Origin of the sequence: Oceanispirochaeta crateris (assembly GCF_008329965.1) — a bacterium.
GTDB lineage: Bacteria > Spirochaetota > Spirochaetia > DSM-2461 > DSM-2461 > Oceanispirochaeta > Oceanispirochaeta crateris.
Genome location: NZ_CP036150.1, coordinates 1,783,756 through 1,807,607 on the forward strand (window position 1 = coordinate 1,783,756; position 23,852 = coordinate 1,807,607).

Consider the following 23,852-nt stretch of genomic DNA (forward strand, 5'->3'; position numbering starts at 1 on the left):
GAGGAGAAATCATATGAGTACCCCCCTGACCATAGCCCTGCCCAAGGGCAGACTCTATGACAGAGTACAGAAACACTTTGAAACAAAAGGCATTTTTTTTGAGTTTGAGAAAAGAAAGCTTGTGGCTTATGACAAAGAAGAAAATCTTAAGATTTATCTTGTGAAAAACAGCGACCTTCCCACCTATGTAGCTCATGGAATCGCAGGTCTTGGAATTTGCGGTGAAGATGTGATCATTGAATCGGGGCATCAATTTCATAAACTCCTGCCCTTCTCTTTCGGTGGGACCTCCCTGAGCCTGGCTGGACTTAAAGACTTTTCTCTTGAAAACCTGAATGGTCCACTCACAATTGCTACAAGCTACACCGAAATGACAAGGAAGCATTTTCATAAAAAGGGTATTCCAGTCAAAATTATCCGCCTGAACGGCAGTGTTGAACTGGCTCCCGTGCTGGGACTGGCCCCCTGCATTGTGGATCTTGTTGAGACAGGAAGTACCCTAAAAGCGAATAACCTGGAAATCATTCAAAAGCTTCAGGATATCCGGGTCCATCTCATTGCCAACCCGGCCTACTATAAGATTCACTACAAGGCAATCAATAACTTTATTCAGCAAATACGGGAGGACTGAAGTGGTAATCATTGACAGAGAAACAAAAGAGACAAAGATTCATCTGGAGCTGGATATGCACAGAGGGCCCTCTGTATCCCTCAATACAGGCCTTCCATTTTTTGACCATATGTTGAACGCCATGGCTTTTCATGGGGGTTTTACCCTGAACATTGAAGCCGTAGGAGACTTATTGGTCGACCCCCATCATCTGATTGAAGACACGGGACTCGTCCTCGGGGATGCCCTGATGCAGACCTTTGAAGAAACAGGAGCTCTTGTCCGCTACGGCCATAGTGTCATTCCCATGGATGATGCTCTATCGGAAGTAACCATCGATGTATGCCGCAGACCCTATCTTGTTCTTGAGGCGGACTGGCCACAGATCAGTGCCGGCAATTTTGACTATTTCCTCATCAAAGAATTCCTTCAGGCACTGGCCAATAGAGGAGGACTGAATGTCCACGCAAGCTGCCGCTACGGAACAAACAGCCATCATATGGCAGAAGCTCTTTTCAAGGCTCTGGGACGGTCTCTTTTTGCAGCCTTCTGTCCTGCAGCAGATAAATCAAAGGGAATGTCTACAAAAGGGTTAATCTAATTAAATACTTTATTGTTCACTTTTTGTTGAAAACAATTTTTTTTGACCTTATAATAATGGTAACTCGATGAAGAAGGATGAAATTCTTAAACTTATTCCAGAAAAGGGGTTTATCAAGATCCCGGAATCGGGAGGGATTCCTCTTTCTCCTGAAAGAAAAGTGATTCTTTTACGCAAAGGGAATCAACTCTTCAATGAGGGAGACGTTGAGACAGCTGGTAGAATTTTTATAACCATTGGCTATACAGACGGCTTGATCCGGGTAGGAGATTATTACTACAGCCACAACAATACACTGGAAGCACTCCGGATGTATAAGGCGGCGCCTTCCCAGGAAAAAGTAGATATGATTGTACAGAAGATGGCAAACATAGTAAGAGGCTGGCTGGAGACTGAATTTTAAAAAAAGATTAATTTAAGGAAATTGAAAATGTTTAAAGACAAGCTGAGTTTGGATGAACTCACAAAGGGTTTGTCAGTAGTACCGGATGAAGATGGTCTGAATGAAATATCAGAGTTATCGAAACGGGGCTATCAGCTTCTCAAAGAGAATCTGACAGAGAGGGCCCGAGAGTCTTTTGAAAAGATCCTCTCCATAGACGATGTCAATAATTACGCTCTTGTGGGAATGGGAGACTGTTATAGAAAAGAGCGGAACTTCAGAGAAGCCGTCATCTATTATCAGCGTTGCCTGGCTACACATCCTGGAAACAATTATGCTCTATTTGGTTTGGCAGACTGTTACAAGGCTATGAACCAGTACAACCGGGCCATTGATATCTGGGAAGAATATCTCCTCCATGATGACAGAAACATAACTGTACTTACCAGGATTGCAGATGCCTATAGAAAGGTAAGGAATTTCAAACGCTCTTTCGAGATCTACCAGAAAGTTCTTACCATGGAAGAAAACAACAGCTATGCCATCATAGGCCTAGGTCATCTATACTATGATTTCAAAGAATACAAAGACGCTCTGCATTATTGGGAAAGGATGCTAGAAATCAACAGGGGGCATGTGGATATTCGAGTTCTCACATCCCTGGGAAACTGTCACAGAAAGCTGAAAACCTTCAGTGAGGGAGTTCCATTTTTTCTGGAAGCTCTCAAACTGCAGCCCCATAACTTCTATGCCCTCTTTGGTTTGGCCGACTGTTACAGAGGAATGAATCAACAGGAAAAATCACTGGTTTACTGGAATAAAATTCTGGATTTGGACCATAAGAATAAAGTCATTCTCACAAGAGCCGGTGATGCCTACAGAAGTATGGGAGACCTTGAAAATGCAGAGGAGTATTATAGAAAGGCCCTCAACATAGAGTTTGATACCTATGCCATCCTTGGATTGGCCATGATCAACAAGAAGAAAGGCCATTTTCAAGATGCCATAACGTCCCTGAAAGACCTTATCAGCAATGACCCCAGAAACTACAGACTGTATTTGGAAGCCGCTGATTGCTATGAAGGATTAGGTGATACCGAAGAAGCGCTGGGTGTTCTAGCCCTCTTTCTAAACACAGGCATCAGGAATAACACTGTAATCGAGAGAATCATGGAGTTGAAAAACAAGATTCAGTCTTAAGGGCTCTCTTGTTCTGAAACCGGTAGTGGATTGGTGACAGTAATGTGGGGATAGGGAATAACTATGCCCGCAGATTTAAATCCAGCAAGAACATCCTGCACTATGGTGTTTCTTGTTTCAACATAATTTGTTTTCTCAAACCAGATCCCATACTGTATGCCGATGCCGGATTCTTCAAAGGTTTTTATCAGAATAAAAGGATTCGGCTCGTCCAGACAGTTCACATTGCACTTGGCTACGGTCTGAAGCACTTCCTTCACCAGGCTTAAATCAGAGTCATAGGCGACTCTCAAATACAAGTCCATCCTTCTGATGGGAAATCTTGTTATGTTGATGACATCCGTGGATATCAGGGTCTCATTGGGAATGCGGATCAATAGGTTATCAAAGGTTTTCAGCATGATGGACAGTAATTCTACGGAATAAACCGTACCTGTTTTATCACCCACAGTGATGACATCCCCAATCTCAAAACTTTTTTCAGTCACCATAAAAAAACCACTGATGATATTTCCAAGACTCTTTTGAGAGGCCACACCAACGGCAATACCTATGATCCCCGCGGCACCCAATAGGGCACTTAATTTAATACCCAGTTCTGAGAGGATGATGATAAAGAGGATTAAAAATCCCGAATAGTTTACAAGCTTGCTGATCAGCATTTTGTTCTGGAGGTTGGATTTTTTAAAAAAGGTTCGATCCATAAAGAAACGGATGGTGCGAATGATCAGAACCCCGGAAAGCATCAGTATGGCAATTCTGAAGAGCTGACCATAGGAGATGCTGTTAAAAAAATCCTTTATACTTTCCATCGGAAGAATTTCCATGTTTTATCCTGTGTACAATGTTTTGAAATAGTAAAAGCTCTTCTTGAGAATGCTTTTATCTTCCGCCAATCGAGGGGGAGAGGCCAGCTGAATATTATCTCCGGAAGGAAGGGTTTTTTTATAGACAACCTGACTCATCTGATCCAGCCCTTTGAAGGTGATATTTACAGGACTGGCAAGAATCAGACTTCCGCTGTAATAAAGGGACAGGTAAGGAACCCTCAGGATCATCCTTTCAAAATCAAGATTCTGAGAAGACTTATTCATAATACTCAATGGACAGTAGATGCTGGAGTTCTGCTGCTTGTATTCAGACAGGTCCCGAAAAAGGGGACTCTCAAGAAAATAGGCGATCTCCCCGTTGTCCAGACTTCCGAAAAAACTCTTGGAAAGAGGCCTGATAACGGATTCACAGAGCAGTTTTTTACTCTCCTGGGAGCCAAAAAGTAATTTGACAACCAGAGGGACTTCCACGAAGGCATCAATTTTCTTACCAGGCAGGATGGATAGATTTTCCATCGGTTTGAGTATCATAGGCAAATCGGGCAAACCGGGTTCCATAAAAAGAGAATGGTCATCACCGGTCACATATCTGTTTGAAATGAGTTCAGAGGAGATATACCTGTTGATATAAACTTCATTTCGGTTTCTCTGTATATCGATGTATTGACCCGATGGTAAATCTATGTGGATTCCGGATTTCTGCAGATCCAGTTTCCCCCAGGGGAAAGACTTTATATTCACAATTTGCCCTTGACTCCTTTATGTAGAATCAGCCAATTTCTTTCTGCCATAAATTCCATTATACTACATGCTGGATAGTTCAGTCATCACGAAATTAGGAGTAAAGACCGTGGCCAGATTTTATAAAAAAAGAACAGAAACTCTTCGTAAACATCCGGGGGAAATGGTTTATATTGGAAATAATTTAAAAAATGAATCCAAAATTGATAAAATCACCTACACCCCGGAGAAGATGACAGGCCGGATTCATTCCCTCGTAGATGAAACCACAAATTTTCCCGAAACCGAAGAGATAAGCTGGATCAATATTGAAGGTGTTTCTGATGTAAAATCCATGAAGATACTAAAGAATCGCTTCAATTTGAATTCACTGATTATTGCTGATATAATGAACACAGGTACACGCCCCAAATATCAGAGCTTGGAAAATAATCTCTTCTTTTCACTGAAAATGCTTCGTTATGACCAAGAGAAAGAAAGAATACTGTCAGAACAGCTGAGTATTATCGTTTTTAAAAATACACTGGTCACCTTTCAAGAAGTCCCAGGAGATGTGTTTGATCCCATAAGAGAGAATCTTATGATGAAGGATAGTAAAATACGCTCTGAAAAGATAGGTTATTTAATCCATTCCATTCTGGACTGTTTGGTCGATAACTACATTTCTATTCTTCAGCTTTTGGCAGAAAGGATTGAAGACATGGAAGAACTTCTCCTGGACCATCCCGATGAAACCGTCATGGAAAAATTAATCTCTTCAAAAAAAGATCTCTTGTATCTGGTAAAGTCCATCCGGCCGGCCAGAGAGGCATTTAAACAGCTGATCAACGAAAAACCCACCGAAATTAGAAACTACATGCACTACTTCAACGATCTCTTTTCCAACATAACCCACGTGTATGAAACTGTGGAACTATACAAAGAACTCACAACAGAACAGATGAATACTTATAATTCCTACATGAATAACAGACTAAATGACATCATGCGCTTTCTCACTGTATTTTCGGTCATTTTCCTCCCCCTGACCCTCGTTGCCGGAATTTATGGAACAAATTTTGAGTTCATTCCAGAACTGCACCTCCGCTTTGGTTATCTCTACTTTTGGATCATCATGCTAACCCTGGCTGGTCTCATGATCTATATTTTTAAGAAGAAAAAATGGATGTAAAAATTGGCCTTAAAAAAGCCAGTTTCACCCCTAGGTAAAACTGGCTCTATGATTTAGAAATCGTCCTATTTAAGGATCGCTTTTATGCGACGTACACCTCGTGAGGAAGACTGTTCTTTCTGTATTACAAAAGTACCGAGCTCCGATGTGTTTTCTATGTGGGGTCCACCACAGACTTCTACCGAGTAGTCCCCGATAAAATACACCTTCACTTGTTCTCCGTATTTGGATGAAAACAGCGCTCTGGCTCCCTGTGCCTTAGCTTCTTCCACGGTCATTGTCTTCATTATAACCGGATGATGCTTGGCGATTTCGGCATTCACAATGTCTTCAACCTGCTTCAGCTCTTCATTTGTCATCTTCTCGGGATGTGCAAAGTCAAAACGAAGCCGTTCTTCCGTAATATTGCTTCCCTTCTGTTCAACATGATCGCCCAGAACACGTTTGAGCGCTTCATGCAGCATGTGGGTCACAGTGTGATACCGGGTTGTCATCACCGAATGATCGGCTAAACCACCCTTGAAGATCTTGTCAGCCCCTTTCTTAGAGGCTTCCTGATGCTTTTCAAAGGCAGAGTCAAAACCGGGACGGTCGACGGTCATTCCGTGTTCACCCGCAAGCTCTTCGGTCAGTTCCAGGGGGAACCCAAAGGTATCGTACAGTTTGAAGGCCAGACGGCCTGGAATTTCCTTCTTAGGATTCTTCAGGAGATTGGGAAGAATCTTCTCAAACTCATGCTCCCCTTTCTTCAAAGTTGTACTAAACTGCTTCTCTTCCAGTTCAAGTTCACTGAGAATCATATCTGATTTTTCAAGCAACTCAGGATAAACATCCTTGTACATATCAATGGCAACCTGACTGACCTGACCCAGGAAATTTTCGGTAATTCCCAATTTTCTTCCGTGTCTTACAGCCCGTCTGATCAAACGGCGCAGGATATAGCCCTGTCCCAGATTGGACGGTTTGGCACCCCGCGGGTCGCCAATGATCATGGTAGCTGATTTACAGTGGTCACTGATGATCCTGATTGATATATCTTCTTCTTCATTTTCACCATAGGTCTTGCCGGTGAGCTCTTCTATCTTAGCAATGATGGGCTGAAAGAGTTCTGTCTGGTAAACAGAATTTTTTCCCTGGAGCATGGTCACTGTCCGCTCGATCCCCATACCCGTATCAACACAGGGGGCGTCGAGTTTTATATACTGCCCGTCTTCTGTCTTGTTGTACTGCATGAATACATCATTCCAGATCTCGAAATACTTACCGCAATGACAACCGGGTTTGCAGTCATCTCCACAGGATTCTTTTCCCGTATCATAGAACATTTCACTATCGGGACCACAGGGACCTGTTTTTCCGGCTGGTCCCCACCAGTTATCCTCTCTGGGAAGAAAATAGATACGATCTTCTGGAACTCCCAAGGATCTCCAGATATTGGCAGCATCGTCATCTCTAGGCACTTCATCATCACCATTAAAGACAGTGACAGAAAGGCGTTCCTTATCCAGACCCAGATATTTCTCCGATGTCAGGAACTCCCAGCTCATGGAGAGGGCTTCTTCTTTGAAGTAATCTCCTAAAGACCAGTTTCCCAGCATTTCAAAAAACGTAAGATGGGAAGGATCGCCTACGGCTTCGATATCACCTGTACGGATACATTTCTGATAGTCTGTGAGCCTCATACCCGCAGGATGAGGTTGTCCCTGCAGATAGGGTACCAGAGGGTGCATCCCTGCGGTGGTGAAGAGAACTGTCGGATCGTTCTCGGGAATCAGGGACTGCCCTGATATTTCTTTATGATTTCTAGATACGAAAAAATCGATGTATTTTTTTCTTAGTTCATTACCTGTCATAGAGATGATAATAGTATGAGGAGAGTAAAAAAGACAAGTGTCTTATGAAAGAATAGAGAAGGGAAAATCTTATGATTTAGATGGGTCAGTCAAAGATTTAAACGAAATCCTCTTCGTCTTCGCTAAGGAGGATATAACTCCCCTCTTCTTCTCTTTTTCTAATCAGATTTAAGAATTCTCTAGTTTCTTTTTCAACTTCTTTTCTGGACACTCTGGGTGAGATGATCATCGTCTCTTCTACAAGCAACTTTCGCTGGGATGAAAGATGATTTAGGATATGATCTTTGATTCTATCCTCTTTACCTCTCAGGATAAAAGCGATCTTATCGTCATCCATCTCAAGAAGAAGGTTTTGAAGATCCCGGGGACGCATTTGAAAGATGCAGTCGATGGTATGGATCTGTTCCTTAATTTTTCGGCTCAGATCGGGATCTCCTTCTTCAAGATCGTCGAGGATTCTCTTTTCTGTTCCGCTGTCCATATGCTTTAGAATTTCTGCAAGCCTGTCTTCTCCATCGATGACAATTTCTTCTTGATGGCCGATGCGATGAGCCTTCTCCTTGAGAACCGTATCCATTCTTGTGAGGACATCAGGGTTGAGGTCGCGCTTCATGGCCATCCGTCGAATCAGTTGTATTTGTTTATCCTTCTCGCAGCTTTTTAAATATGAGGAGACCTTCTGGGCATCCATAAAAGAGAGAATAATGGAGCATGTTTCCACAGGTTCTTCCTTTAAAACCTGGAGCAGCTGAGGAAGAGAGAGATCATTCATGAAAGCAAAGGGATGGGGAAGCGTACCGGGAACAGCCTTATTGAGAATTGCCCTGGCTTTCTCTGCTCCGAATGCTGTGCTTAAAAAATCACGAGCTGTATCGACTCCACCGACACCTTCGCCCTTTAAATTCATCTTATGCCCGAATTCCTGAAGAATTTCCAGAGCTTCTTCCCGACCAATCTCCTCTATGCGGGCAATTTCGGCAGTAACCAGCTCAATTTCTTTATCAGACATATTTCTGAGCACACGCCCTGCTTCTTCTTTACCCAAAAGGAGGAGGAACCTGGCAGCCTGGGAAGCACCTCCGGGAGGGACAGAACCCGTCTTAATCAACCCGGGAGGATGGTTGTTCTGCTTTGTATCCTGAGATACCGCTGTCTTCGGTAGAGTATTATCAGAGACAGGAGCAACGGAGACCTTTTTACTGTTTTCTGCTTTATAAGCATCAAGACCCTTTTGTCTGAACTTCATGGATTCATATTAAAGGCAGCGTGCCTAGGGGTCAACGGCAGAGTACTTTTTTTGTTCTGATTAAAGGCAAAGTTGCCGATCATTGAGTATGGGACGACTATGAAAAAAATGAAACAACTTCTATATATTCTGTTGCTGTGCCTTCTGACAGGGCAAATATCGGCACAAACAGCTGAGAGTGAACTCAAAAAAGTTTATGCTCCCTTTCCCTCCCGTTTGAGCGCCAAGACAAAGGGAACAGGGATTCTCCTGACATGGAAAGATGCCAAGAATCTAAACAACCCCACATACAACATCTATGAATCAATGAGTCCCATTGATCCTGAAAGTTTTATCTACGAGAAGAAAATTGCAACCCTCAGCCAAGGGATAGAAAATTACCTCTACGAGCCGGGGGATTCTATCCCCCGCTACTTCTTGATACTGGCAGAAGAGGATGGAATTCTCTTTGATGTCTTCATCCCCTATAGAAATATGACAATGGAAAGTGTCAGTGCTGCTGTCATGGACATCCAGGAAGAGAAAGCCACCAGAATCTCATCTTTAGAGGTTCTTCCGAAGGCTCAATCCCTTCTTATAAAAGGCAGGAGCAGCCGTCCTCAACGAGCTGTCATTCTATTTAGAAGCACGGAGCCCATGGAAAAAAGAGAGGATCTTTCCAAGGCGACAAAAATCCGGGTTTTTCTCAATGAAACCATTGAATTGAGAGATCAGGTCATTCCCGGAATTCCCTTCTATTATGCCCTTGTAGACAAGGAATTATATGAATCTGGCAGCTCTGTCCTCCTGTATGACGGTAGTGTGACTCCCCAGGGCGTCACGATCCCTCTGGAAGACTTGAATCCCGACATCTCCCAAATCTATCATTACACGTCCCGTCCAGCACCACTGCCACTTTTGAATGTCGAATTGGATATTGAGAAGGGCAACAAGCTTCCCGATCCGGGAGTCCCCTCCATACCTGTTGAGTTATCCTCCGAAACAGAGAATTCCCTGGCCAGTCTCAACCTTGGCAAGGCAGTCCATCCCGCCGTATGGCGCCAGGCTCAGCTTCTCAGTGTAGACCGAGCAGAACAGGGTCCAACAGAAACATCCTGGGTCAATAACCTGATGAGACACAATGATTGGGAAAGCATTCTTACTGGGACAGAAGAACAACTAAAAATTACTTTTGATGAAGAAATAAAAAGCCGCCTTTTCTTCTACAAGGGTCAGGCAAACTATTTTCTTGGAAATCTTGAATACGCCTTCATGGATTTTCTCAGTTCACGAGAGGTGTATTACAGCGAATCCAATGCATGGATTTCAAGTATTTATGAACAGAGAAAGAAAAGGGATTTAAGCAGGAATCTCGATTAAAAAGAACACTTAGGCGAAGGCTTTTCCCCGACTCTTACCCACTTTCAAACTGATATCAACGGTCCAGCTTTCCCCAGGAAAGAGAGTAATATCCCAGTGTGGCATGAGGGTCGTCCCCTGATACAGAAGATCATCATCACTATGACCATTGTAGGGAACTTCCAGAGGCAAGCACCAGAATAACCCGGGCTGAATGGAATACTCCAATTGTATGGATGTATTATTCATAATATCCTGAACCTGAAGAATCTTCAGATTTTCCAACTCGGCTACCTGATCCTCAATTTCAAGAAAATCGTCCTGACCGTTGATATAGAAAAACTTGGACTCACAAGTTGTTGGAGCCGGCAGAGAGAGATTCAATTCACTTGAAAAGTTGTAACTGACCTTCTCATACCCCGTATTGGTTATTTCATACTGAAGTTCAACACTGTTCCTCTTGAAATCGTACTGTTTTCTTATTCTTAGTGGATGTTTTGTACCGTTTCGGTCAATCCTCCCATTCCTGTGCAAAACAAGGAGATGTTTTTCCCGGTTATGGGTCTGAACATCATAATATCCTCCCAGAAAATCTCCTTCTTCCTTGTAGGTACCATCTTTAAAAGAAGAGATATCCGTTTTTTCAAGGAAGTGATCATGAAAGGCTTTCCTGAGATAGGTATCTTTCTTTCTCCCGCTCACCACACTGTCTCGGTGCCTGCTGAGGGTATTCAGATAGTTCCAGCTGGAGGGCATGTAGTCAAGTTCGATGAGAGCTCCGCCCTTTAAATGGCAATAGGCATTGAGGATATGTCCTTGGTAGAGGTATTCATTCAATCCGTCCATATCAAAATCCATTTGCGTAAGGGCGGGTATAAAGATTCCCTTTTCACGGGTGGTTTTTTCAGCCTCAATCAAAAAACGATAGGCATTGTGCCGGAGCTGAATATTATAGATTCCTTTACTGGGTCCATGCCAGAAGGGACTATGATTCTGCCCCTTCCAAAGCTCCTCTTTAGAGGATCTTTTTCTATATTTATCACCCCTGACCTGATTGGACAGAATTTGGGCATACATCATTTTTGAATAAAGCAGATTGCTTTCGGGATAGACTGTTAAAAAATGCCTGTAATTACAATTTCCGGCCTGTTCATCAGGAGTTGGAGAATAAATATCCTTCTTCCATTCCATCAATTCCTGAAAACTGGAGGTCGAAAAATAACGTTTATCCAGGGGAGCGGGATCTCGTACGAAACGACCTGGCAGTATGGACTCAATTTTATCTTTGTAATTGGATAGGGTGTTAAAAAACTCTTCTAACCAGTGGGTATCGCAGGGCACATATTCCAGCCCCTTCTCATGATTTAACTTTTCACCGGGTAAAATGAGGGAGACAACAGCATCTCTGCTGCTGTCTACTGCTAGCTTGCATAATTCATCCATGATGACGTCGGGCTTTTGGTGAAACATCATATCCTGAATTCTTTTACAGATGGGAAAGATCTGAATAGACTTTCCCTGTTCTTCTGTTAAAACAGGATGATACATCCTCGATTCAGGTATTCCTGCTCCACGGAAACGGGTGTCATCAAGAAAGGTATACTCCATGCCACAACTTTTCAGTGTGTGGGCCATCTGATTGTCCCAGATCTGTCTGGCAAGCCAGAATCCTCTGGATCGGCGTCCGAAATTTTTCCTCAAATAGGTGGTCATCATCTCTATTTGCCCCACTCTGTCAGAAGTAGGGATGAAAGGAAGGATCGGTTCATAATAACCGCCTCCCAAGAGTTCCACCTGTTTGCGTTCCACCATCTCCCGCAGAACAGTTATAAACTCAGGATGACGCCTCTCCAGCCAGGAGAGGATGGGTCCTGAATAGTGGAGAGACAAAGCCAGATCCGGAAAATTATACACAGAAGTCAGAAAGGGTTTATACGCCTTCTGATACACATCTTCATAAAAATGCTCAGGAAGATCGAGGGCTTGTGTACTGTGGGTTCCGAATACCAGCTTTATTTTTTTCATTTATGGAGCTGACACACAGAGGCGAACTCTATCAGCCCGCACTGGATGCTTCTTCAATTTTCACTTCTCTATATGGAATAATACATTTTGCCGGACATTTTTCAACGGCTTCCGCCCTGCCCGGTCCTCTATTATCATAACCCAGAATAGATAAATTATCTTGTATTTTATAGCCTGCTTCTGGAAATTTTTTCTCACAGATTTTACAAGCGATACAACCAACCTTACAATTACTCTTTGTCAGCTTCCCTTTATCCCGGGAATTACAAGCCACAACAAAATCTGCATCTTCGGGAATCATGCGCATAACCCCTGTAGGACAGATGTCAACACATTTACCACAGGAAATACAGAGATCCGGATTGACGACAACCAGACCGTCTCCTGTTTTTCTGATGGCATTGGTGGGACAAACATTCATACAGCTTCCCAAACCAAGACATCCATATTTACAGTCTTTATCACCGCTGAATAGCACAGTGGCGGCATTGCAATCTTCCAGACCTTCATAATTGTAACTGCGGGAAGCAACACCTTCTTTGCCCAAACAGTGAACATAGGCCACCATTCTTACGGCATTAGTATCGACTTCCACGCCCAAAATTTTTCCAATTCCCGCCAGAGCAACAGCGCCACCGGGTTTACATTTTGTCAAATCTTCATCTTTTCCGGCTGCAAGAGCTTCTGCATAACCGCCGCATCCTGCATAACCACAGGCCCCGCAGTTCAGCCCGGGAAGAACCCCGTCTAGAGCTTCTACGGTTTCATCTTTCTCTACTTTCAGTTTACGGGAGGCAACTGCCAATCCCAATCCGAGGAGTCCACCGAAGAGAACGGTTGAGAGGAATCCCCAGAATATTCTTAAAATTACATCCATTTATTTATCCTACAAGATTGTTCAGCAATGAGTTGTCAAAGGCCATAAAGGCCATTGCCATGAGACCACCGCTGATAAAAGCAATGGGAGCCCCTTTTAAAAATCGGGGAACCCTCTCAGTTTCCATTTGTACTCGTATAGCCGACATCAGCAATATTGCCAGAAGAAATCCCATCCCGGCTGCAATACCGGCGGTAAAGCTTTCCAGAACATTGTATCCACTCTTAATATTGATGAGGGCGATCCCCATTACGGCACAGTTCGTTGTAATCAGGGGAAGATAGATTCCCAGAGCTTTATATAGGACGGGAGAATACTTCTGAACTACCATTTCCACAAGCTGGACGAGGGAGGCAATTGTCAAAATGAAGACAATGGTCTGAAGGTATGCCAACCCCAGAGGCATCAGAATAAGGTGATACAAGGCCCAGGTCACAAGGGACGCTATGGACATGACAAATGTTACAGCAAATCCCATCCCCACCGCAGATTCTACATTTTTTGAAACTCCGATGAAGGGACAAAGACCCAAGAACTGAGCCAGAATCAGATTGCTGATAAAAATATAGGTTATGACTATTGCAAAATAACTCATGATTTAATTTTCCTCCTTTACAGGACGGGAACTGATCCAGTTGAATACAGCCTTTAGGTACCCCACAACAAAGAGTGCACCAGCAGACAGTGAGATAATTCTAATGGGAGAACTGGAAAGTCCTGGAATTTCGATAACACCATTAAAGCTTCCCATGGGGAAGAGAGTAATTGTACCGGCACCCAGAACTTCCCGGATGAGGGCAATGAGGGTAAGACCGAAAAAGAATCCAAAACCCATACTCAGAGCATCCACAATGGAATCCTTCACCGTGTTTTTGCTGGCAAAAGCCTCTGCTCTTCCTAGAATAATACAGTTAACAACGATGAGCTGTACAAAAACACCTAGACTCTTTGAAAGTCCCGGCGCATAGGCCTGCATCAACAAATCTACCAGTGTTACAAAGGTTGCGATGATGACGATATAGGCAGGAATATGGATTTCATCAGGAATAAAATCCTTTAAAAGGGCTACCATAATATTGGAACCCAGCAAAACAAAAACTGTACCGGCACTCATCCCCAGGGCGTTGACCACCTGAGTGGAAACGGCCAGGGAGGGACAGAGACCCAGCATCAAAATAAATATGGGGTTTTCTCTGATAAACCCTTTACTAATATCACTCATTTACTTATCTCCCAGAGATTGAACATAGACAGACCCCTCTTGAAGAGGTGTGGCAATTCCAACGAATGTAATTGTGGCTCCGCTGACTGCGTCGGGTGACTCCAGAGCATCCTTTGAAACGGGAACGGGAGTTGAACCACCGCTGCCGCGGAATTTATCCATATACTCAGACTTTTCAGCTTTTTTACCCAGACCGGGAGTCTCTGAATTGTCCATAAGCACAACATCCATGATTGATCCGTCTTTTCTGTAGGAGGCCAAAATCTTCATATCACCGCCATAGCCTTTACCATTCAGCTCCAAAATCCAATCGCCCGTGGCTTCCACGGGATAACGGGAAAGAATGACACTTGAATCGCTTAGATCTTCCCGGGCTCCCGGAGTTCCTTCTTCTAAAAGAGAAGAAAGAGCGGCTTTCAATTCTGCGGCTTTTCTTATAGCAATAGCTGGTTCAGTTATAGAATTGACAACTCCTAAAATAAGAGCCGATAGCGCACATATCAGTGCCAGTTTCCCGGCTTTTTCCATTGTCGCTGTCATTTGGCTTCCTCCTCTATAAGCTTCCCGAATTTATCAGGCTGAAAAGCTCTGTTGATAAGAGGGACAAAGATGTTCATAAAAATGATTGCCAGTGAAACTCCTTCGGGAACAGATCCGAAAAAGCGGAGCAGGTAAGTCATAAAACCGCAGCCGACACCATACACAAGCATTCCCTTGGATGTCAGAGGAGAAGTAACCATATCTGTGGCCATAAAAAATACACCAAGCATCAATCCCCCAGAGAATAATTGAAATAGAACATCTCCGGAAAATAATCCTTGACCGTATCTGAAGCCACCGAATACCCAGACGAGAAGGACGAAGCTTCCAAGGTAAGAGGCAACGATCTCCCAGTTGGCGATTTTTCTGATCAACAGGAAGAGTCCACCCAAAATGAGCAGTAATGCTGATACTTCACCGATAGAACCGGGAATCCGTCCCAGGAAAAGGTCCATATAGGAAACGGGAACCCCTTCTGCGGCCAGCAAATCCATGGGCCCTGTGATTGTGTCTGCCATGGTCATCAGTCCAGACTTTATGGACCCCAAGGGGGTAGGACCGGTTATGACATCTGCTGATCCCGGATGAGGAAGAGTCCAGCGAGTCATCCCGCTGGTCCAGGAAAAGAATACGAAAACACGTCCTGCCAATGCCGGATTCATCCAGTTGGCACCTAATCCGCCAAAGGTCCATTTGGCTACGGTTATGGCAAAGACTGAAGCAAAAACAATCACATACAGAGGAACTGCTGGAGGCATATTATAACCTATAAGCAGTCCTGTTAAAAAAGCACTCCCGTCAAAGATTGTCTTATCTTTATTAATCAGGCCAAGAAGAGCTTCGGTTCCTACTGAAGCCACTATGGCTGTCAAAGTGACGAGGAGGGCTCTCATTCCAAAAATATAAATACCCCAGACTCCTGCAGGAAGCAGACAGAGCGAAACAGTCCACATAATGGAAGCCGTACTCTGAGGGTGATGAAACTGAGGTGAACTGGTAACTAAGAGTTTGTCTTTCATTGACCCGCCTTCTTCATAGATTTCTTACGAATAATTTTTTTACCGCCCCGAAACCCCTGAACCAGAGGAATATGTGCTGGACACATATAAGAACAGGAACCGCATTCAACGCAGTCCATCAATCCAGCTTCCAGGGCCTCTTCTGTCATATTGAAGTCAATATATTTGAAGATTTTTGTAGGATTGAGTCCCATGGGACAGGAGGAAACACAACGGCCGCAAGAAAGACAGGGAGTTGGTTTGGCTGCTTTGATTTCTTTAGAGGTAAGAGCCAGAATACCGCTGGTACCTTTTGTCACAGGAGTATCCAGATCATACACGGCAAAACCCATCATGGGTCCCCCGGCGATAATCTTCACCGGTTCTTCTGAAAAACCACCACAGTCATCAATCAGACTCCTGAAGGATGTACCGATTCTAGCTTTCAGATTGGAAGGATTCTTGATGGCTCCTCCCGAGACTGTAACGACTCGTTCGATTACAGGTTTATCCAAGACCAGGGCTTCATAAACTGAAAGACATGTACCAACATTCGCATTGATCACTCCGACTTCCAGTGGCAGTTTGCCCGAAGGAACTTCTCTACCCGTAATGGCTTTGATAAGGTTTTTTTCAGCACCCTGAGGATATTTCACCTCTAGAGGCATGACCTCGATATCCAGACCCTTTTCAGTGATAAGAGACTGAAGAAGTTCTACGGCGTCCATCTTGTTTGCTTCGATACCAATGACTGTTTTCAAAGGAGAAAGCAGACGCTGCATTATCTGAATACCTTCTAGAACTTCAGATCCTTTTTCAAGCATGATCCGATGGTCCGATGTAAGGTAGGGCTCACATTCTACAGCATTGATTATAAAAGTCTCACAGCTTTTCCCTTTGGGGAGGCTGAGTTTGACATGGGTGGGGAATGTTGCCCCACCTTGACCGACAATACCCATTTCAGCGATTTTCGCACTGATTTCTTCATTGCTCATACCAGACCAGTCTCGAAGATCAGCATCTTTGCCCAGGCGTTTGAATTCACCTTTCACTTCGATAACGACCGCATCTACGGCCATACCGTTGGGAAGAAAGATCTTTTTGATCTCCAACACTTCCCCTGGAACCGGGGAATGTATATTAGCGGATACGAAACCACCTGATTTACCAATTATCTGCTCTTCTTCGACCAGATCGCCTTTCTGTACGAGGCACTCACTGGGAGCACCAATATGTTGTGATAGGGGTATGATCGCAGTACTGGTTAAACTGGCATTCTGAACTTCTTTGTTGCAGGTTGCTTCCTTGTAATCAGTAGGGTGGATTCCCCCTTTTGGGAAAGTTTTAAACCGACTCATGCTGCCTGTTGCTTCCTCCTTAGGACAAATATAGATTTTCCATAACCCCGGACGATCCTGTTCCTGTGGATCGGGTGTATTCCGGGAGATTGGATCAAGACATAGATAACTATTAGTACCGCCAATACCAGAAGTAAAGGCGGACGAATTCCAGTAAGTATAGAGTCCCGAGAGAGAACAATGGGTGGCCCATCTTCGCTTCTCAAGAGTAAAGCCGGACCGGATTCCATCATATGGGCCAGCCGGGTCTCAAACCAGGAAGAATCAAACTCAAGCACAGTTCGGCTCGTTTCGGTGATTCGCCCTTCCTGAACGGCAAAATCCTCCAGAGTAATTGTCGACCCCGGTCTGGGGAGTAGATAACTGCCTCCGTACATGAAAGATTCCTGAAACGCCTTATGCCTCAAAAAATCTTCCGTATCCGGATATGTGCTCAAGGCTCCATCCGGATTCAATTCCAAAGCATCCCATTGACCGCCAGAAGCTTGTGCCGAAGGGATGGGAACTGGCAAATATGTCATTCCCGGCCAGGAGACAAGGACCTGAACCATAACAGCCAAAGCGGCTGCAAGAAGAAGGGGCGAAATCCTCTGTTTCATAGCAACATCCTTCCTATCCAGCAGAGACACTGGCTCAAAAAGGACATGATCAACCCCTTTCCTGACGATAGATTTCCGGGTTCTATCGAGACTGATTCCCTGATTGATAAAACAGGAACCCATAGTTGACGTCAGGATAAAAACGACCATCATCAACTCTTGAAGATCTATGACATCCCCATAAACAGCCATGCAGGCTGGAAGGAGAGGAAGTATCCAATACAGCTTAAAACTAGATTTTCCGTCTGTAAGGAAACTTATGAATAAGGCCGTTACAGCAAGAATCAATAGAAATTGACTCTCACAGGCCATTACACTCTGAAACCCCGACAAAAAAAGGGCTAATCCCGATATGAGGAAACCCGGAGATTTCCAGCACAAAAGAATCAGGGTCAAAGAAAAGAGCAGGACTTCCACAACTGGGAATTCTGCATCAGGGAATAACAACCCCACCCCGTTCCATTTTTCGGATTGGGAAAACTGCCAGCTGTATTTTAAAGGAGATTGGCTGCTTGGTAAATAGAATATCTTATATATTCCTTGGTTGAAATAGTTTTGAACACCCTTCATATAGGGATCATACCGTGGATCTGAAGGATAGAGTTCATCTCCGTTCCGCAGGTCCTTAAGGGAGACCCTTTTAAAATGGTTATAACTATTATATTCAACAGTGCTGGTAGCTTCACTAATGAGTAAACCAGAGCCGAGATTCATGAGAGATTCTTCCCTTTGCGCATTCATAGACTGACTGGGAATAAGAACAGGATACCAAGCTTTCCAGAAATTCCCTTCATAAGACCAATGGCTGGAAACAACAAATAACCCTGAAAAACTAAGAAGAACCAGAATGATTCCCGCAGCTGAAAACAAGGGATTACGAGAGCGCAGATTACTCATTCAATCCACACTTATATGAGAGTCTCCATTGGTAGTAGGCCATTTGGATAATTTTCCGTTTATGTCTCTTCTTTGTCAAGAATGAATATGAATAAAACAATGGTCCATACAGTGCTTTTCCATTTACCTGACCTAAGGGATTGGTTATATTTGATAACATGAGCTTCAACACTGAAAAAATAAAAAAATCTCTTATGACAATCGTAGCCACTTTCAGCGGTATCCATGTTTATGCCCTCATTGGAAAAAGCGGAACTGGAAAGAGTTTCAGGGCCCGTCTCCTTGCAGAGAAATACAACATACCCTACATCATTGACGATGGTCTTCTTATCAACGGCAACAGAATCATTGCCGGCAAATCAGCAAAAAAAGAGAAGCTCTACATGGGGGCTATTAAAACAGCTCTTTTTGATGACCCCCAGCACAGACTCGAAATTAGAGAGACCATAAAAAAAGAAAAAGTAAGAAAGATCCTGCTCATAGGTACCTCAGAAAAAATGGTAAACAAGATGACTCAACGCCTGGGGCTTCCACCTGTCAATAAACTGATAAAGATTGAAGATATTGCCAGCAGGGAAGAAATCGAAAAAGCCATACAGGCTCGTTATTCTGAAGGGAAGCATATAATACCGGTTCCTTCCATTGAAATCAAAACAGATTACTCTCATATTCTCCAGGATTCGATCAAGATCCTCTTCAGAAGGAGTTTTGGGTTTAAAAAAGAAACACAGATTTTTGAAAAAGCCGTTGTGACCCCCGAATTTGCCACTGAAAAGAAAAGAGGGACTGTCAAGATATCAGAGGCAGCCTTGGGCCAGATGATCCTGCATTGCATAGATGAATACGATTGTGAAATCAAAGTCATTAAAATTTCTGTGAAAAAAGATCGCCGGGGATACCGCATTAAGATTTACATAGAAGCCGGTTACGGCAGTCAATTGGGTGGAAACCTCCACGATCTTCAGGCCTATGTCCTGGATAAGATAGAACGTTTTACAGGCATACTCATCGAAGAAGTGGATATTGAAATAGCCAGGGTATCGAAATGGAAAAAGAAGTCTAACGACTCGCTGGAGTAGATCGTCTTGACGAAGCTGGTTTATGACCTTGTTTCGCCTGTTTGTTTCTGGGAGAAGGAGTCCCCTTAAAAGGTGGTCGTTTCCTGGGAATCTTCCATTGATTCTGCCTAAACAAGAGCTTTACTGCTTCCATAACATCCCGGTTGGGAGCGATCATAGGTCGCAGGTACTCTTTAACGGCATTGACTGTATCGCTGTATTGAGTTTCGGTTTCTTCATGGAGGGAGGTCGTCTCCATGAGGAAGGTATGGGTCAGGAAATAGAGCATTTTCCCTCTTTTTTTATCCTTTCCTTCTTTTTTTATGTACTTATCCAACTTCTGCATATCCCGGTAAAAGCTTTTCCTATATCCCCTGCCGTCTTTACTCTTTGCCAGGGAATCATGAATCCTCGGGATAAGGAATTCCAGAATTTTCAATTCTTCTGCTCTCTTAAATATGGCTTCGGAGTACCCCGACTGGAGAATCTTAAAAATCTCTTCGGACATCCTCGAAACGGAACACTCGGCCAGTAGCGGTGCCTCTTTTTTGATTGCCTGCCTCAAACGCCAGGGAATCCTGGCTCCTGTCATTACGGAGTATTTAATTCCTCTGAGCATCCGAACCGGATCTTCCTTGAACGTAATATCCAGAGGAATGACGGAGCGGAGTTTTTTTGTTCTTATATCTTTGACTCCATCATGATAATCAATGATCTGCTCTTCCCGGGGAGAATAATACAGGGCATTGAGAGTAAAATCCCGTCTGTTGGCATCTTCGTCTATTGTACCATAAACATTATCGCCCTCCCCCCCTTCGAGAGAACGGAAGGTTGCGACTTCCAATATCTTGTTTTGTGGAAAATAGACGTGAACCAGTCGGAAGCGTTTTCCTATGATACGGGAATTTCTAAATATCTTCCTAACCTTGGAAGGGTATGCGTCGGTGGCAATATCATAATCTTTTGGAATTTTGCCTATGAGGAGGTCTCTTACAGCCCCGCCCACGACATAGGCCTGGTAACCTGCGGATCTCAGACGATCTGTGACTTTCAGAGCATCACGATCCAGGCTCCCGCGGTTTATTCCGTGTTCGTCAAGTGTATATACTTTAGCCTGCTTAATGAGGCGGCCCTTGCTATTTTTTCCATATCTTATCAGCATTGCAGTTATTCTTACCAGTAAACCATCATCCAGGGGATGACAGATTTTTTCCTATTGACTTAAAGGCCGGCATCAAATGAACAGCCTATACAAAAGATCATTTTATATCATTTCATAAACAGATTTCAAGTGCAGAAAACCAGAACCGGGATACCCCCCATCCCTGCATGACCAACGGAAGATGCAGGGACAGAACACAAAACAGAAGGGTATGGCAGTCATTATTGGAAACATGGAGCAGATTGTAAAGCAAAAGATTTCGTTCCTGCCGTATTCGCTCCTTAAAAAATCACCCGAATACACCCGGATTTGTGGAATGATGGGGTTCACTTACAATAAAATTGTAGTTTTTACAAAAAAATTAGTAATTTCTCTTTTCCTTCCGTCAGAACCTGTTACAATAGTAGAGATTTTATTTATTATAAAATAATGAGTATTAGTGGAATACAGACTGATTCGTCATTCAACAAGGAAGAAAACTCATGAAATTCAAATACCAATGCAGCGAATGCGGCAGCACATACGACCTTGACCCGGAGCTGACCACCTGCCCTTCCTGTCAAAAAAATCAAAGAGACAATGAACCACTTAGGGGAGTTCTGGAAGTGTTGGCAGAGGGAACTCTGCCCCCGTCTCCTGCCGACAGGAATGTGGCATTACTACCTGTTCCTTTAGAATTCTTTCCTCCTGTTCCCAGAATTACTGGAGAACTGTGGCACCCCCTTCGATTGTGTGAGGAAATGAAATTGCCCGAACTGTTTATCATGAACGACGGGTCAAATCCGACAGGATCTTTCAAAGACAGGGCGTCAGTCCTTGTTTCCGCCTATGCTCAACAGTGCGGAATCAATAGCATCGTTTTAGCGTCAACAGGCAATGCCGGTTCTTCCATGGCTGGCATCGGCGCTGCCGCCGGTCAAAAAATCGTGTTGTTCCTGCCTGAGACGGCTCCACCAGCCAAGATGATACAGGCTCTGCAGTACGGTGCTACAGTTTACAAGGTGGCCGGTAACTACGATATGGCCTACGACCTGTCCTTGGAGTACTCAGAAATCATGGGCGGTATGAATAGGAATACGGCCTGGAACCCCATGACCATGGAAGGTAAAAAAACGGTATCTCTTGAGATATTCAGCCAGTTGGGTGACAAAGCTCCCGACAGAGTCATTGTTCCCACCGGAGACGGATGTATATTGGGCGGTGTGTACAAAGGTTTCAAGGACCTCTTGCAGTTTGGCTTGATAAAAAAAATGCCCCGCATTACGGCGGTACAGGCCGAAGGGAGCAATGCCCTTTATAGAGCGTGGAAGTCCGGGAGCTTTGACGACAGCCCCAGCAGCACCATTGCGGACTCCATTTCTGTGGATATTCCCCGAAACGGGTATACCGCACTGCGCTATTTAAACGAGTTTCAGGGAGAGGTGATCACCGTCAGCGACGAACAGATCATCCAGGCTCAAACTCATTTGTCCAGCGGATCAGGTTTATTTACCGAACCCGCGGGAGCCGCCGCCTGGGCGGGACTAGTAAAACACAGGGATAAAATTTCAGCAGGTGAAACAGTCGTTGTCCTGGCAACAGGCAGCGGATTAAAAGATACAGCTACAGCCATGAAGGGAATTCATGTACCTGAACAAAGTATTCATACAATAAAAGACGTAAGGGGATAAGAGATGATCGATTTTACTGTAAACAAAGAAATTCAGAAGAACAATGCGGAGTACTGCAAATCTAAAGGGATTAAACTTCCGACCTATGCCATGATGAAAAACCCAGAACTGGTACCCGAAGAAGCAAAGGCCAAACTGAAGAAAACCGGATTATGGGATATTGATCCTATCAATCTCTACCGTATCAGCTGGAAAAATGAAGCCGTTGAATCAGGCGGTCTCTTCGGAAAGGTCAATCATCTGGTTCTTCCACCGGCTCTCACTGGATGCAAAGCGAATATCATTGTATTGACAGGGAAATGGTTTCCTACGGGAGCTCACAAAGTCGGAGCCACTTATGGTTGTCTTGCCCCCAGACTGATCACGGGACAGTTCAATCCCAAAACCACCAAGGCAGTATGGCCATCAACAGGAAACTACTGCCGCGGAGGAGCCTACATCTCCTCTCTATTGGCCAGTGAAGCCATCGCCATCCTTCCCGAAGAGATGAGTGAAGAACGATTTAACTGGCTTAAAAAAGTTGCCGGAGAAGTGATTGCCACTCCTGGATCAGAATCCAATGTAAAAGAAATCTTTGACAAATGCTGGGAACTCAGAGAATCCGGCCAGGATCTTCGAATCTTCAACCAGTTTGACGAAATGGGAAATCCCCTGTGGCACTACAACGTAACAGGAAGCGCCATCGAGGAAGTCCTGGGATATTACATGAAAGAAGGCGATAAAATGGCAGGATTTGTCTCTTCATCAGGCTCAGGCGGAACTCTGGCTGCCGGTTCCTACCTTAAAAAAGTATTTCCCGCTACAAAGATCATTGCCGCCGAAGCCCTCCAGTGTCCGACCCTCCTGCAAAATGGTTTTGGAGCCCATAGAATCGAAGGAATAGGCGACAAACATGTTCCTTGGGTTCACAACTGTAAAGACAGCGACTTCATCGCAGCCATTGATGACGAAGACCCCATGCGCCTCATTCGCCTTTTCAACGAAAAAATCGGTCGTGACAGCCTGAAATCTGGTGGAGTCTCTGCGGAATTAGTCGATCAGCTTGATCTTCTGGGTATTTCCGGGGTTGCCAATGTTCTGGCGGCCATTAAATTTGCCAAGTACAGCGAATTGACAGAAAAAGACTATGTCGTGACCATTGCGACAGACTCCATGGAACTCTACGGATCCAGAGTTCAGGAACTGGCCCAGGCAAGAGGCCCCTACACAAGCGCTCAGGCCGAACGGGATATCCAGCTCATTCAGGGACAGGGAATCGATCATCTGAAAGAGCTCAACTACTATGATAAAAAGTCTATTCATAACCTCAAATACTTCACCTGGATCGAACAGCAGGGACGGGAACTGAGTGAGTTGAACGATCAGTGGTATGACCATGACAACTACTGGTACGGAACTCTGGAACAGGCTGGTGAAATTGATAGCTTAATCGAAGAATTCAATTCAATTATCGATAAGAGCTAATTTAAAAATA

Annotated in this window: 22 protein-coding genes; 9 read left to right on the forward strand and 13 right to left on the reverse strand. The window is 44.2% G+C overall.

What is annotated here, in order from left to right:
- Nucleotides 1-13 precede the first annotated feature (13 nt).
- The 4 genes from hisG to EXM22_RS08200 all read left to right on the forward strand — a co-directional run bounded on the left by hisG (nucleotide 14) and on the right by EXM22_RS08200 (nucleotide 2,793).
- On the forward strand, nucleotides 14-631 hold the full coding sequence (gene hisG, locus EXM22_RS08185) for an ATP phosphoribosyltransferase (protein ID WP_149486043.1): 618 nt from the start codon (nucleotides 14-16) through the stop codon (nucleotides 629-631).
- Between the two features lies 1 nt (nucleotide 632).
- On the forward strand, nucleotides 633-1,211 hold the full coding sequence (locus tag EXM22_RS08190) for an imidazoleglycerol-phosphate dehydratase (protein WP_246157093.1): 579 nt from the start codon (nucleotides 633-635) through the stop codon (nucleotides 1,209-1,211).
- A gap of 67 nt (nucleotides 1,212-1,278) precedes the next feature.
- Nucleotides 1,279-1,614 carry a hypothetical protein gene (locus EXM22_RS08195; protein ID WP_149486044.1) on the forward strand — a complete coding sequence of 112 codons (336 nt, stop codon included), beginning with the start codon at nucleotides 1,279-1,281 and terminating at the stop codon, nucleotides 1,612-1,614.
- A 27-nt stretch (nucleotides 1,615-1,641) separates the two neighbouring features.
- Nucleotides 1,642-2,793: a tetratricopeptide repeat protein gene (locus EXM22_RS08200; RefSeq protein WP_149486045.1), complete on the forward strand. Its 1,152-nt coding sequence runs from the start codon at nucleotides 1,642-1,644 to the stop codon at nucleotides 2,791-2,793.
- Here the strand turns inward: EXM22_RS08200 and EXM22_RS08205 are convergent.
- Together EXM22_RS08205 and EXM22_RS08210 are read right to left on the reverse strand one after the other, a co-directional pair.
- The gene (locus EXM22_RS08205; protein ID WP_168203411.1) at nucleotides 2,790-3,605 is read right to left on the reverse strand and encodes a mechanosensitive ion channel family protein; all 816 of its coding nucleotides are present in this window, start codon (nucleotides 3,603-3,605) and stop codon (nucleotides 2,790-2,792) included. The genes EXM22_RS08200 and EXM22_RS08205 overlap by 4 nt on opposite strands.
- 18 nt (nucleotides 3,606-3,623) lie before the next feature.
- Nucleotides 3,624-4,364, reverse strand: coding sequence for a DUF432 domain-containing protein (locus EXM22_RS08210; protein WP_149486047.1), 741 nt, complete (start codon nucleotides 4,362-4,364; stop codon nucleotides 3,624-3,626).
- 109 nt (nucleotides 4,365-4,473) lie between these two features.
- On the opposite strand from EXM22_RS08210, the gene corA reads away from it, so the two are divergent.
- Nucleotides 4,474-5,535 carry a magnesium/cobalt transporter CorA gene (gene corA, locus EXM22_RS08215; protein WP_168203412.1) on the forward strand — a complete coding sequence of 354 codons (1,062 nt, stop codon included), beginning with the start codon at nucleotides 4,474-4,476 and terminating at the stop codon, nucleotides 5,533-5,535.
- A gap of 65 nt (nucleotides 5,536-5,600) precedes the next feature.
- On the opposite strand, the gene EXM22_RS08220 is transcribed toward corA, so the two are convergent.
- The gene (locus EXM22_RS08220; protein ID WP_149486049.1) at nucleotides 5,601-7,388 is read right to left on the reverse strand and encodes an alanine--tRNA ligase; all 1,788 of its coding nucleotides are present in this window, start codon (nucleotides 7,386-7,388) and stop codon (nucleotides 5,601-5,603) included.
- Between the two features lie 97 nt (nucleotides 7,389-7,485).
- Nucleotides 7,486-8,634 (reverse strand): flagellar motor switch protein FliG, encoded by a 1,149-nt coding sequence (locus tag EXM22_RS08225; protein WP_149486050.1) that lies wholly within the window; start codon nucleotides 8,632-8,634, stop codon nucleotides 7,486-7,488.
- A 108-nt stretch (nucleotides 8,635-8,742) separates the two neighbouring features.
- Between EXM22_RS08225 and EXM22_RS08230 the strand changes: the two genes are divergently transcribed.
- Nucleotides 8,743-9,993, forward strand: a complete 1,251-nt coding sequence (locus EXM22_RS08230) for a hypothetical protein (RefSeq protein WP_210411568.1) — start codon at nucleotides 8,743-8,745, stop codon at nucleotides 9,991-9,993.
- A 9-nt stretch (nucleotides 9,994-10,002) separates the two neighbouring features.
- Here the strand turns inward: EXM22_RS08230 and EXM22_RS08235 are convergent, their stop codons facing one another.
- Genes EXM22_RS08235 through EXM22_RS08270 form a run of 8 tightly spaced genes read right to left on the reverse strand, consistent with a single transcriptional unit; the run spans nucleotide 10,003 to nucleotide 18,488 of the window.
- On the reverse strand, nucleotides 10,003-11,997 hold the full coding sequence (locus EXM22_RS08235; protein WP_149486052.1) for an alpha-amylase/4-alpha-glucanotransferase domain-containing protein: 1,995 nt from the start codon (nucleotides 11,995-11,997) through the stop codon (nucleotides 10,003-10,005).
- 31 nt (nucleotides 11,998-12,028) lie between these two features.
- Nucleotides 12,029-12,874 carry an RnfABCDGE type electron transport complex subunit B gene (locus EXM22_RS08240; RefSeq protein ID WP_149486053.1) on the reverse strand — a complete coding sequence of 282 codons (846 nt, stop codon included), beginning with the start codon at nucleotides 12,872-12,874 and terminating at the stop codon, nucleotides 12,029-12,031.
- A gap of 4 nt (nucleotides 12,875-12,878) precedes the next feature.
- Nucleotides 12,879-13,469 carry an electron transport complex protein RnfA gene (locus EXM22_RS08245; protein WP_149486054.1) on the reverse strand — a complete coding sequence of 197 codons (591 nt, stop codon included), beginning with the start codon at nucleotides 13,467-13,469 and terminating at the stop codon, nucleotides 12,879-12,881.
- Between the two features lie 3 nt (nucleotides 13,470-13,472).
- Nucleotides 13,473-14,096, reverse strand: coding sequence for an electron transport complex subunit RsxE (gene rsxE, locus EXM22_RS08250; protein WP_149486055.1), 624 nt, complete (start codon nucleotides 14,094-14,096; stop codon nucleotides 13,473-13,475).
- Nucleotides 14,097-14,636, reverse strand: a complete 540-nt coding sequence (locus EXM22_RS08255) for an RnfABCDGE type electron transport complex subunit G (RefSeq protein ID WP_149486056.1) — start codon at nucleotides 14,634-14,636, stop codon at nucleotides 14,097-14,099.
- The gene (locus tag EXM22_RS08260; protein WP_149486057.1) at nucleotides 14,633-15,655 is read right to left on the reverse strand and encodes an RnfABCDGE type electron transport complex subunit D; all 1,023 of its coding nucleotides are present in this window, start codon (nucleotides 15,653-15,655) and stop codon (nucleotides 14,633-14,635) included. Before EXM22_RS08260 ends, EXM22_RS08255 begins: the two co-directional genes overlap by 4 nt.
- Complete coding sequence (gene rsxC / locus EXM22_RS08265; protein WP_149486058.1) at nucleotides 15,652-16,992, reverse strand: electron transport complex subunit RsxC; 1,341 nt, start codon at nucleotides 16,990-16,992, stop codon at nucleotides 15,652-15,654. The genes EXM22_RS08260 and rsxC overlap by 4 nt, the downstream gene beginning before the upstream one ends.
- Complete coding sequence (locus EXM22_RS08270) at nucleotides 16,989-18,488, reverse strand: hypothetical protein (protein ID WP_149486059.1); 1,500 nt, start codon at nucleotides 18,486-18,488, stop codon at nucleotides 16,989-16,991. The genes rsxC and EXM22_RS08270 overlap by 4 nt, the downstream gene beginning before the upstream one ends.
- Before the next feature lie 158 nt (nucleotides 18,489-18,646).
- On the opposite strand from EXM22_RS08270, the gene EXM22_RS08275 reads away from it, so the two are divergent.
- Nucleotides 18,647-19,567, forward strand: coding sequence for an Asp23/Gls24 family envelope stress response protein (locus EXM22_RS08275; RefSeq protein WP_246157094.1), 921 nt, complete (start codon nucleotides 18,647-18,649; stop codon nucleotides 19,565-19,567).
- Here the strand turns inward: EXM22_RS08275 and pcnB are convergent.
- Complete coding sequence (pcnB, locus tag EXM22_RS08280; RefSeq protein ID WP_149486060.1) at nucleotides 19,548-20,708, reverse strand: polynucleotide adenylyltransferase PcnB; 1,161 nt, start codon at nucleotides 20,706-20,708, stop codon at nucleotides 19,548-19,550. The genes EXM22_RS08275 and pcnB overlap by 20 nt on opposite strands.
- 482 nt (nucleotides 20,709-21,190) lie before the next feature.
- On the opposite strand from pcnB, the gene EXM22_RS08285 reads away from it, so the two are divergent.
- Nucleotides 21,191-22,378: a threonine synthase gene (locus EXM22_RS08285; RefSeq protein ID WP_149486061.1), complete on the forward strand. Its 1,188-nt coding sequence runs from the start codon at nucleotides 21,191-21,193 to the stop codon at nucleotides 22,376-22,378.
- 3 nt (nucleotides 22,379-22,381) lie between these two features.
- The gene (locus EXM22_RS08290; RefSeq protein ID WP_149486062.1) at nucleotides 22,382-23,842 is read left to right on the forward strand and encodes a pyridoxal-phosphate dependent enzyme; all 1,461 of its coding nucleotides are present in this window, start codon (nucleotides 22,382-22,384) and stop codon (nucleotides 23,840-23,842) included.
- Nucleotides 23,843-23,852 lie beyond the last annotated feature (10 nt).

Bases quoted from the DNA above. Each gene is read 5' to 3' on its own strand.
- EXM22_RS08205 (WP_168203411.1), bottom strand. From the start codon at position 3,605: ATGGAAAGTATAAAGGATTTTTTTAACAGCATCTCCTATGGTCAGCTC.
- rsxE (WP_149486055.1), bottom strand. From the start codon at position 14,096: ATGAGTGATATTAGTAAAGGGTTTATCAGAGAAAACCCCATATTTATT.
- EXM22_RS08290 (WP_149486062.1), top strand. From the start codon at position 22,382: ATGATCGATTTTACTGTAAACAAAGAAATTCAGAAGAACAATGCGGAG.
- EXM22_RS08260 (WP_149486057.1), bottom strand. From the start codon at position 15,655: ATGAAAGACAAACTCTTAGTTACCAGTTCACCTCAGTTTCATCACCCT.
- rsxC (WP_149486058.1), bottom strand. From the start codon at position 16,992: ATGAGTCGGTTTAAAACTTTCCCAAAAGGGGGAATCCACCCTACTGAT.
- EXM22_RS08230 (WP_210411568.1), top strand. From the start codon at position 8,743: ATGAAACAACTTCTATATATTCTGTTGCTGTGCCTTCTGACAGGGCAA.
- EXM22_RS08275 (WP_246157094.1), top strand. From the start codon at position 18,647: ATGAGCTTCAACACTGAAAAAATAAAAAAATCTCTTATGACAATCGTA.
- EXM22_RS08220 (WP_149486049.1), bottom strand. From the start codon at position 7,388: ATGACAGGTAATGAACTAAGAAAAAAATACATCGATTTTTTCGTATCT.
- hisG (WP_149486043.1), top strand. From the start codon at position 14: ATGAGTACCCCCCTGACCATAGCCCTGCCCAAGGGCAGACTCTATGAC.
- EXM22_RS08285 (WP_149486061.1), top strand. From the start codon at position 21,191: ATGAAATTCAAATACCAATGCAGCGAATGCGGCAGCACATACGACCTT.
- pcnB (WP_149486060.1), bottom strand. From the start codon at position 20,708: ATGCTGATAAGATATGGAAAAAATAGCAAGGGCCGCCTCATTAAGCAG.
- EXM22_RS08200 (WP_149486045.1), top strand. From the start codon at position 1,642: ATGTTTAAAGACAAGCTGAGTTTGGATGAACTCACAAAGGGTTTGTCA.
- EXM22_RS08245 (WP_149486054.1), bottom strand. From the start codon at position 13,469: ATGAGTTATTTTGCAATAGTCATAACCTATATTTTTATCAGCAATCTG.
- EXM22_RS08270 (WP_149486059.1), bottom strand. From the start codon at position 18,488: ATGAGTAATCTGCGCTCTCGTAATCCCTTGTTTTCAGCTGCGGGAATC.
- EXM22_RS08255 (WP_149486056.1), bottom strand. From the start codon at position 14,636: ATGACAGCGACAATGGAAAAAGCCGGGAAACTGGCACTGATATGTGCG.
- EXM22_RS08195 (WP_149486044.1), top strand. From the start codon at position 1,279: ATGAAGAAGGATGAAATTCTTAAACTTATTCCAGAAAAGGGGTTTATC.
- EXM22_RS08225 (WP_149486050.1), bottom strand. From the start codon at position 8,634: ATGAAGTTCAGACAAAAGGGTCTTGATGCTTATAAAGCAGAAAACAGT.
- EXM22_RS08235 (WP_149486052.1), bottom strand. From the start codon at position 11,997: ATGAAAAAAATAAAGCTGGTATTCGGAACCCACAGTACACAAGCCCTC.
- EXM22_RS08240 (WP_149486053.1), bottom strand. From the start codon at position 12,874: ATGGATGTAATTTTAAGAATATTCTGGGGATTCCTCTCAACCGTTCTC.